The sequence below is a fragment of the Kitasatospora sp. NPDC034035 genome, from assembly GCF_055575755.1.
The window spans coordinates 58,603-67,395 of sequence record NZ_JBVISA010000043.1 but is presented as its reverse complement, the minus strand read 5'-3'; the positions used below and the strand labels follow the sequence as shown (position 1 = coordinate 67,395).

Annotated in this window: 8 protein-coding genes; 2 read left to right on the top strand and 6 right to left on the bottom strand. The window is 71.9% G+C overall.

Features of this window, described 5'->3' with window-relative positions; translation table 11 throughout:
• Positions 1–204 precede the first annotated feature (204 nt).
• A complete protein-coding gene (locus ACZ52J_RS38045) occupies positions 205–1,359 on the top strand; it encodes a PLP-dependent cysteine synthase family protein (RefSeq protein WP_465625484.1) in 1,155 nt (384 codons plus the stop codon).
• Positions 1,360–1,455: 96 nt separating this feature from the next.
• On the opposite strand, the gene ACZ52J_RS38040 is transcribed toward ACZ52J_RS38045, so the two are convergent.
• A complete protein-coding gene (locus ACZ52J_RS38040; RefSeq protein WP_465625482.1) occupies positions 1,456–1,947 on the bottom strand; it encodes a DUF4267 domain-containing protein in 492 nt (163 codons plus the stop codon).
• Between the two features lie 121 nt (positions 1,948–2,068).
• Between ACZ52J_RS38040 and ACZ52J_RS38035 the strand changes: the two genes are divergently transcribed.
• Positions 2,069–2,443 carry a TetR family transcriptional regulator gene (locus ACZ52J_RS38035; RefSeq protein WP_465625480.1) on the top strand — a complete coding sequence of 125 codons (375 nt, stop codon included), beginning with the start codon at positions 2,069–2,071 and terminating at the stop codon, positions 2,441–2,443.
• 100 nt (positions 2,444–2,543) lie between these two features.
• On the opposite strand, the gene ACZ52J_RS38030 is transcribed toward ACZ52J_RS38035, so the two are convergent.
• From ACZ52J_RS38030 to mscL, 5 genes are all read right to left on the bottom strand, one after another.
• A complete protein-coding gene (locus ACZ52J_RS38030; RefSeq protein WP_465625478.1) occupies positions 2,544–2,855 on the bottom strand; it encodes a DUF6191 domain-containing protein in 312 nt (103 codons plus the stop codon).
• A 48-nt stretch (positions 2,856–2,903) separates the two neighbouring features.
• Positions 2,904–5,432 (bottom strand): right-handed parallel beta-helix repeat-containing protein, encoded by a 2,529-nt coding sequence (locus tag ACZ52J_RS38025; protein ID WP_465625476.1) that lies wholly within the window; start codon positions 5,430–5,432, stop codon positions 2,904–2,906.
• 353 nt (positions 5,433–5,785) lie between these two features.
• Positions 5,786–6,661 (bottom strand): MOSC domain-containing protein, encoded by an 876-nt coding sequence (locus ACZ52J_RS38020; protein WP_465625474.1) that lies wholly within the window; start codon positions 6,659–6,661, stop codon positions 5,786–5,788.
• A gap of 198 nt (positions 6,662–6,859) precedes the next feature.
• A complete protein-coding gene (locus tag ACZ52J_RS38015) occupies positions 6,860–7,669 on the bottom strand; it encodes a DUF6643 family protein (RefSeq protein WP_396290172.1) in 810 nt (269 codons plus the stop codon).
• A 407-nt stretch (positions 7,670–8,076) separates the two neighbouring features.
• Entirely contained in the window at positions 8,077–8,523 is a 447-nt protein-coding gene (gene mscL, locus ACZ52J_RS38010) for a large conductance mechanosensitive channel protein MscL (RefSeq protein WP_360504963.1), read from the bottom strand.
• Positions 8,524–8,793 lie beyond the last annotated feature (270 nt).

Below are 8,793 nucleotides of genomic sequence, written 5' to 3'. Positions count from 1 at the left end.
CTGTCCGCTGCCTAATCAGACGGGCTTGGACCCTCTACCGCTGGGATACCCGGCCTCGAAGCCCCCGCATCCGATGACCTACTGGCGGACGCCCTAAGTCGCAGAGGCAATAAGCGGAAGCTGGGTCTTCGAAAACGGTCACTTATCGTGACACTCGTACACTCGTAGTGAGCAGTGGGGGGCACTACGAGGAAGAAGCGACCAATGAGTACCCAGTCCGGCGCCGAGCGCGGCATCGAGCACGACCCCCGGTCCGGCATCGAGCCGACCGTCGACGTCGACCGCTCCGACCAGGACTACCGTGCCTGGCTCAAGGAGGCGGTGCGCAAGGTCCACGCCGACGCCAACCGCTCCGCCGACACCCACCTGTTGCGCTTCCCGCTGCCGGCCGAGTGGGGGATCGACCTCTACCTCAAGGACGAGTCCACCCACCCGACCGGCTCGCTCAAGCACCGGCTGGCCCGCTCGCTCTTCCTCTACGGGCTCTGCAACGGCTGGATCCGCCCCGGCAAGCCGGTGATCGAGGCTTCCAGTGGTTCCACCGCCGTCTCCGAGGCGTACTTCGCCCAGCTCATCGGCGTGCCGTTCATCGCCGTCATGGCCAAGAGCACCAGCCAGGCCAAGATCGACCTGATCCAGTTCCACGGCGGCGAGTGTCACCTGGTCGAGCGTTCGGACGAGGTGTACGAGGCGTCCGCCCGGCTCGCCGAGGAGACCGGCGGGCACTACATGGACCAGTTCACCTACGCCGAGCGGGCCACCGACTGGCGCGGCAACAACAACATCGCCGAGTCGGTCTTCGCCCAGCTGCGCCTGGAGCCGCACCCCGAGCCGGCCTGGATCGTCGCCACCGCCGGCACCGGCGGCACCTCGGCGACCATCGCCCGCTACGTGCACTACATGCAGTACGACACCCGGATCTGCGTGGCGGACCCGGAGAACTCCTGCTTCTTCGACGGCTGGGTGCACCACGACCCGGACGCCGTCTGCGACAGCGGCTCGCGGATCGAGGGCATCGGGCGACCCCGGATGGAGCCGAGCTTCGTCCCGGGGGCGATCGACCGGATGATGAAGGTGCCGGACGCGGCGTCGATCGCCGCCGTGCGGGTGCTGGAGCATGTCCTCGGGAAGAAGGCGGGGGCCTCGACCGGGACGGGCCTGTGGAGCGCGCTGCGGATCGTCGCCGAGATGCGCGAGGCCGGGCGGACCGGCAGCGTGGTCGGGCTGATCTGCGACCCGGGGGACCGCTACCTGGACAAGTACTACTCGGACGACTGGCTGGCCGGCGAGCGGATCGACATCGCGCCCTACCGGGCCGCGCTGGAGTCCTTCCTCGCCGGCGGCCCCTGGGCGGGCTGACACCGCAGCCGGTCCGACCTCAGGGCGTTCGTTCGGTCCGGTGTTCCGGCGCTCCATCGTTCAGCCGGTCCGGTGTTCCGGCGTTTCGACGTTCCGTCAGGCTGCTTGCCGGGTGCCCCGGTCGCGGCGCTCGGTGAGCAGCAGCCCGGCCGCCACGGCGACCCCGACCGCTGTCGCGCCGTGGATGCCGAGCGCGGCGGCGGTCGAGCCGTGGTGGGTCAGCACGGTGATGGCATCGTCGGCCGGAATCAGGACGTCGACGAGCAGCAGCCAGCCCAGGGCCCGCCGTTGGCCGGTGAGCAGCAGGACCAGCGGGGCGATGCCGGAGGCGAGGTCGCGGATGCCCTTGGTGCCGAGGAACGCGGCGGCGTCGCCGTGCGGCCACTCGGGCAGGCCGAAGCCGGAGGCGACGCTCTCCGGCGTGACCAGGAAACAGATGCCGATGTAGCCGATGCCCACGGCGACCAGCACGGCCAGCGTGGTGGCGATCAGCGTACGGGCACGGCCGCCGGTGCCGGTGGCGGCGGCGCTGGTGACAGTGTTGGTGGTGGCGGTGCTGTTGCTGGTGCTGGTGATGGTGCTGGACATGGTTCCCCCTCGGGTTTGATGGCCTCGCGTTGCTCTGCGCTCCGACTCCTAGCGTTGCTAGGAATAGGAACGAAGCTAGCATAGTCGATGCTCCGATATCTAGCGCTGATAGGATTCGAATATGTCGATTCACCAGCGCCGCGAGAGCGAACGCGTCGAACGGCACCAACTGATCATCAGGATCGCCCGGGGGCCGGCCGAGGCGGAAGGCTGGGACGCGGTGACGATCCGTCGGCTGGCGGAGTGGATCGATTGCAGCCGGCCGGTGCTCTACCGCCACTTCGTGGGCACGCCGGAGATTGTCGCGGTCGTCGCGGAGGAGGGCTTTCGCGGAACTCGCCGTAGGCCTGCGGGCAGTTGTTGCCGAGGCGGACGGGCCGCCGGCTCCGGTCGGACCCGGCGGAGGGGCGGGTGGAACTGCTGGTGCGGCGGCTTTAGGGGTGGCGGGCCTCGGGTCGAGTGGATGGGCGACGGGCGGCGAACAGATGTCAGATGACGGATGACAGATTTCAGACTCTGTCAGCTGTTGGCTGTCGTCTGTTCGCCGCCACCCGTCAGCTCTCGGCCGTCAGCTGTTAGCTGTCACCCGTCACCCGTCACTTGTCCGCTTGCCGCCGGATCACCGCCCGGCCGCCCGCGAGGTCGATACCGGTGCGCTTCGGCGCGCCGTCGTGCTCGTCGTCCCGCAGCACCAGCTCGACCCGTCGCTGCTCCAACTGCGCCCGCTTGCTCGGGTAGAGCAGCGCGTGCAGTTCCTCCGTAGCGGTCGCGCCCGCGCCGCGGCCGCCGGACGGACCCGTCGCCGGGCGGGCGCGCAACCGCCGTACCGCCGCGCCGAGGAAGAAGAACGCCACCAGCCCGGCCGGTAACAGCAACCCGCCCGCCGCGCCCGTCAGAAGCATGCTCATGCCCGCCTCAACGGCCCGGCGCGGCCGACGAGTTCCCTGGCGGCGGCGCTACGGCAGGGGCGCCGTCGGCAGGTCGGCCGGGACGAGCAGCTGGAGTTCCTCGGTGGACGGGTCGGCGAGGTGGGCGATCCGTACCGCGTGCCGCTCGACCATGGTCTCGAAGACCTGCCGAGCGGTGCGCCCGTTGCCGAAGTTGGGGCCGCGCTCCAGCCCTCCGAAGTGCTCCAGCAGTGCCATCGCCGTCCCCTCGGAGAGTGCGTACTCGTGCTCCGCGCACTGCGCCCGGGCGATCTCCAGCAGCTCCTCCGCCGTGTAGTCGGGAAAGCTGATGGTGCGTGAGAAGCGGGACGATACGCCGGGGTTGGCGGACAGGAAGCGCTGCATTTCGGCGGTGTAGCCCGCCACGATGACGACCACCTCGTCCCGGTGGTCCTCCATCAGCTTGACCAGGGTGTCGATCGCCTCGCGCCCGAAGTCCCGCGCGCCGTCCTCGGGAGCGAGCGCGTACGCCTCGTCGATGAAGAGCACGCCGCCGCGCGCCCGGTCGAAGGCGGCCGCGGTGCGGATCGCGGTGGAGCCGATGTGCTCGCCGACCAGGTCCACCCGGGCCACCTCGACCAGGTGTCCGCGCTGGAGTACCCCGAGTGAGGCGAGGATCTCGCCGTAGAGCCGGGCGACGGTGGTCTTGCCGGTACCGGGGGCGCCGGTGAAGACCAGGTGTCGGCGTAGCGACGGCGCCTTGAGCCCGGCCTGGCGGCGACGGCGGCCGACTGAGATCAGGTCGATCAGGGTGCGCACCTCCTGCTTCACTGTGGCCAGCCCGACCAGCGAGTCCAGTTCGGCGAGTGCCTCGTCGGCCGGTCGGCAGTCCGGGATCGGGGCGATCGCCGACGAGGCCGAGGCCGGGGCCAACAACGGCGCAACGGCGGCCAGTTGGGAGGTGCGAGGCGACGGTACGTCCGCGCCCCCGAACGGTGACCCGAGCGCGGAACCCGCCCTGGAACCCGGTCCCGACCCCAGCCCAGGCCCCAGTCCGGACCCCAACCCAGGCCCTAGCCCGGAACCGCGCCCCGACCCCAGCCCGGAGCCCGGCCCCGGTGCCGCCGCGACGTCGTCCGACGTACACCCCTCCGCGACCGGCCCCGGCTCGGAGAACTCGAACCCGGCCCGCTCGTTCTGCTCCGCCCGGCACCGGATGAGCTGCGTCCGGCAGCCGTCGATGATGTGGAAGCCGAAGCCCTTGCCGTGCGAGACCCGGCAGTCCTCGAAGGTGCCCCGCCCCTGCGCCGAGACGTACACCCCGGCGTCCGTGCTGGCCCGCACGGTGCAGTCGCGCAGCACCGGGTCGGCGCCCTTGGTGACGATCACCCCGGTGGACACGTCGGAGATCTCGCAGTCGGTGAGCAGTCCGCCGCTGCCGTGGTCGCGGAACCAGAGTCCGGTGCCCGCCTCCTGTACCCGGCAGGCGGCCAGGGCGACGGTGGCTCCGCCGCTGACCGAGACCGCCGAACTGCGGATCCGGCTGAACGAGCAGCCCTCGGCGGTGGCGGCGGAGTCCCGGTCGAGGACGAACAGGGCGTCGGGCAGGTCGTGCAGCGAGCAGTCGGTGAGGGTGAGCCGGGCGCCGTCACTGACCCACAGCGCCGGGTACTCGCCGGTCGAGCCGTGGATCTGGCAGGCCTCGGCGATGGCCTCGGTGCCCTGGTCCCAGACCGACAGCGCGCCGCGGCCGAAGTCCCGTACGGTGCTGTGCGCGAGGCTGAGCCGGGAGCGTCCGCGCAGGTCGGCGCCGTTCTCCGGCAGGTCGTGCACCCGGCAGCCGGTGAGGACCAGCTCGGCCTCGCCGTCCAGGGTCAGCCCGTTGCCGGTGACCCGGTGGATCTCGCAGTCGACGAGTCGCCCGCCCGCCTGCGCGTCGGCCTGCACTCCACTGCCGCGGATCTCGTAGATCTCGCAGCCGGTCAGCTCGGCCGCGCTGCCCGGGTCGGAGAGCAGCACGCCGGCGCCGGAGGCGTGGTGGACGCGGCAACGGTCCAGGACGGCGGTCGCGCCGCCGAGGACGGCGAGTCCGGCCTGGCCGGCGGCGGCGACCTCGCAGTCCTCGAAGGCGGCGGCGGTGCCCTCGCCGCGCAGCCGCAGCCCGAGCCCGCCGGGGTTGGCGACCACGCAGCCGCGCAGGGTCGGCCGGGCGCCGTCGGTGATCTCGATCCCGGTGGCCGAGCGGGTCTCGATCCGGCAGCCGCTGAACGAAGGCGTCGCCTCGGTGCCGGTGACCAGGACGGCGGGGGCGGAGCTGTCGCCGCCCTCCATGACGAGGTCGCGGACGGTCGCGGCGGCGGTGACGGTCAGCGCCACCCCGGAGGGCGGCTCGATCCGCACGGTGCCCGGGCCCTGGGCCGGGACGATCGTCACCGGCTTGTCCAGCAGCACGTTCTCCCGGAAGGTGCCCGGCCGGACGGTCACGGTGTCGCCCGCTTCGGCGGCGGCCAGGGCCTCCGCGAGCGTTTCGTACTCGCCCGCGCGGCGACGCCAGCGGGATGCGCTGTCCTGGGTGACCCGGACCCTGTGCTCAGCCATGACGGTCTGTCGTCCCCACCTTCGTCGAGCAGGCGTTCAACGGGCCGAACGCGCGGAGGTGCGCGGGCGGCCCGCCCACCGTAGCGCGCTCACATGGGTGGTTCGGCCGCCCGCTGTCGCGCGGACACCGGTAGAGCCCACCGCCGCCACAGGTTCCGACCACTTGTTCAACGAGCGCGCACAGCGGTGGTTCCGTGCGGCGGCGGCTCCACAGAACGGCTCCACAGAACGGCCCCATCAAGCGGTTCCATCAAGCGGTTCCACACATGCGATTCCACAACGTGGTTCCACAACGCGGTTCCACGAAGCGGCGGCTCCGCGCGGGCAGGACGCCCCCGGGGCGCGGCTCGTGCTCAGCGCCCGTCGGCCGGCCAGTGCGCCCCGTCCTCCAGCACCTCGACCTCGTCGCCGAGGCGGAGCGTGCCGAGCACGTCGCCTTCGACGCCGGCCGGCCGCTCGGGGATCAGGTTCTGCCCGAAGGCGGCCGTGCGCAGCAGCCGGTGGTGCCGGGCGAGCGTGCGCAGTGGTTCCTTGCCGCGCCGTTCGCCGGTCTCCTGGTCGGTGGTGGTGATGATGCAGCGGCCGCAGGGCTTGACGACCTTGAAGGTGAGTTCGCCGATCCGGATGCGGCGCCAGCCGTCCTCGGCCCAGGGCTCGGAGCCGGTGACCACCACGTTGGGGCGGAAGCGCTCCATCGGCAGGGTTTCGTGTTCGTTCGGGTGCTCGGCGGCGATCAGCTCGTTGAGCCGGTCCAGCGAGGCGGTGGTGGTGACCAGCAGCGGGAAGCCGTCGGCCATCGAGACGGTGTCGCCGGGCTCGCTGTACTCGGGGTCGGCGGGGCGGGCGCGCGGGTCGTCCAGGTGCACCAGGCGGTAGTCGCCGAGGTGTTCGGCGATCCACTGGTGTGCTTCCTTGGCGGCTTCGGCGGCGTGGAAGCGGGTGCCCCAGACCTCGACCTCGGCGAGCGGGTCGCCGGCCGCGACGGCGGGGGCGGGGACCTCGATCCGTGAGCCGTCGGGGGCGGTCAGCGTGAGTGAGCCGTCGGGCAGGAGTGCGGGCCGGATCTGTCCGAGGGCGGTGTTCTCGCGCTGGCTGACGAAGCGTCCGGTCGGGTCGGCGAGCATCCAGCGGCGGTCTCCGGCCAGGCCCCAGGGATGGACCGGGGCGGTGTCCGGGCTCAGGCGGTACATGGACTTGACGGGGTAGACGTGGAGTCCGGTGAGCTGCATTCCCCCATCCTGCCAGCAGGGTTGCCGCCGCATGCAGGCCCCCCATATGCGCACGGACCGCCCGGGACGCCGTGGGGGGCGTTCCGGGCGGTCCGTGGATGACCCGTTCTCCGTTCGCCCGGCGTTCAGGGGTCGCCGGGTGCTGCTCAGGTGGTGCGGGTGTGGCCGTGTGGGGGACGGCCTCGGGGTGTCAGCGGTTCAGTAGCCCTGGCCCTGCGACTGGTAGCCGCCGTTGACCTGCCCCGCTGTGTTGAAGGAGCCGTGACCGGCCTCGCCGTACGGGCCCGGGCGCTGCGGCTGCATCGGGCGGACCGGCGCGACCGGCGCCATGGCCGGGCGCAGCTGGGCGCCGCCGAAGGACTGGTCGCCGCCCTGGCCCTGGAAGCCGGGGCCGCCCGCGGTCGGGCCGCCGAAGGACTGCGGGCCGCCGAAGCCCTGCTGGCCGCCGAAGCTCTGCGGGCCGCCTGGCTGGCTCTGGCCGAAACCGCCCGGGCCGCCGCTCTGCTGCGCGCCGAAGGGCTGCTGGCCGGCCTGGCCACCGATGAAGGTGTTCTGGCCGCCGAAGCTCTGGCCGCCGGTCGGCTGGTAGCCGCCGCTGGCGGTCTGGGTGAAGGCCGGCGAGCCGGGCTGCGGTCGCTGGTACGGCTGGGGGGCGCCGTAACCGGGGACCGACGGCTGTGGGGAGGCGTACGCCGGCGCGGGCTGCGCGGGGATGTACGCCGTGGAGGGGCCGCTGCTCGGGCCGGGGCCCAGGGCGAGGCGGGCGGGCGGCAGCGCGGGGAGGTTGCTGCCGGCGCTCTCGTACCCGTTGCCGTACCGGTTCTCGTAGGACTGGCCGAGGCCGGATCCGTAACCGGACGACAGTGCCGGCGGCAGGGCGGCCGGCACGTTGATGGGTGCGATCTGGGGGACGCCGCGCTCAGCCACGAGGCTGTCGTAAATCGGCGTGCCGGAGGAGAAGGACGGAGAGGGGTAGCCGACTCCGTCGTAGGAGCGGGGCGAGGTCATGGGGCATACGGTAAGCCCACAATGCGCCTGCTGAGGAGAGCGGGAGGGGGAGCAGTTCGAGTGTTTACACAGTCTTCGCTCGCACAAAGGTTTCGAAAGTAGTAAGAACGGACATTCCGGCGTCTGGTTCCGGACAACCTTGGCGCCCCGTCAGTGATCGAACAGTGGCCGGACGGCGCCGCTGGACGGCCGTGCGGTGACCGGCCGGTGGACGGTCCAGGGCCCTGCGGAGAAACTTTTGCGGGCAGGGCGTGCGCTGGCGCATTCGAGCCCCCGCCGAGGGTGCGACGGGAGCTCGTGAATGTTTCGGGAATAAAGATCCCGTCAGCGCGCTGACCGCCTGGTTCGAGGCCCGTCGGACGGCGGTCGCAGGTCCGGGCCGACGGTCGCCGCTACGGTTCCGCAGGTCAGTGCGACTGCAGCGCCTGGGCCTGCGCGGGCAGACCCGGCTTGCCGACCTCCGAGGTGCAGAACGAACAGCGGCTCGCGGCGGCCGGGATCGAGCTCAGGCACTCCGGGCAGTCCACCTTCGCAGCCGGTGCGGGCGTGGCCGATTCGAAGCGCGTCTGCAGCTTGCCGACCGGCAGCACCACGGCGAAGTAGATGACGGCGGCGGTCAGCACGAAGCCGATCGCCGCGTTGACGAAGAGGCCGTACGGGAACCGGGTGCCGGCCACCTCGAAGGTCTTCTGGGTGAAGTCGCCGACGGCTCCGGACGCGACGCCGACCAGCGGGGTGAGGAAGGCGCTGACGAACCCGGTGACGACGGCGGTGAAGGCCGCGCCGATCACGATGCCGACCGCGAGGTCCACCACGTTTCCGCGCAGCAGGAAGCTGCGGAATCCCTTGAACACCGGGTGACTCCAAATCCGTATGAGGAAGGGGGAGATGGGGCAGTGCTGCGGCGCCCCGGCCGGACATCCTGCCGAGCGGCCCGGGCCCAGGTCCAACCGCGTTCACCCGAACCGCGTAACCGCCTCGGGGTCGGGTGGTGGCCGCCCGGGCGGTGCCCGGGCGCTCCGCGTACCGCCCTATCGGGGGTCGGGCGGCCGGATAACTCGACGGTGTGACGCGGAGATTGACACGAGACTTGACGCGGAACCCGGTGCTGCCCCCGGCCTGCC

Bases quoted from the DNA above. Each gene is read 5' to 3' on its own strand.
- ACZ52J_RS38045 (WP_465625484.1), top strand. From the start codon at position 205: ATGAGTACCCAGTCCGGCGCCGAGCGCGGCATCGAGCACGACCCCCGG.
- ACZ52J_RS38040 (WP_465625482.1), bottom strand. From the start codon at position 1,947: ATGTCCAGCACCATCACCAGCACCAGCAACAGCACCGCCACCACCAAC.
- ACZ52J_RS38035 (WP_465625480.1), top strand. From the start codon at position 2,069: ATGTCGATTCACCAGCGCCGCGAGAGCGAACGCGTCGAACGGCACCAA.
- ACZ52J_RS38030 (WP_465625478.1), bottom strand. From the start codon at position 2,855: ATGAGCATGCTTCTGACGGGCGCGGCGGGCGGGTTGCTGTTACCGGCC.
- ACZ52J_RS38025 (WP_465625476.1), bottom strand. From the start codon at position 5,432: ATGGCTGAGCACAGGGTCCGGGTCACCCAGGACAGCGCATCCCGCTGG.
- ACZ52J_RS38020 (WP_465625474.1), bottom strand. From the start codon at position 6,661: ATGCAGCTCACCGGACTCCACGTCTACCCCGTCAAGTCCATGTACCGC.
- ACZ52J_RS38015 (WP_396290172.1), bottom strand. From the start codon at position 7,669: ATGACCTCGCCCCGCTCCTACGACGGAGTCGGCTACCCCTCTCCGTCC.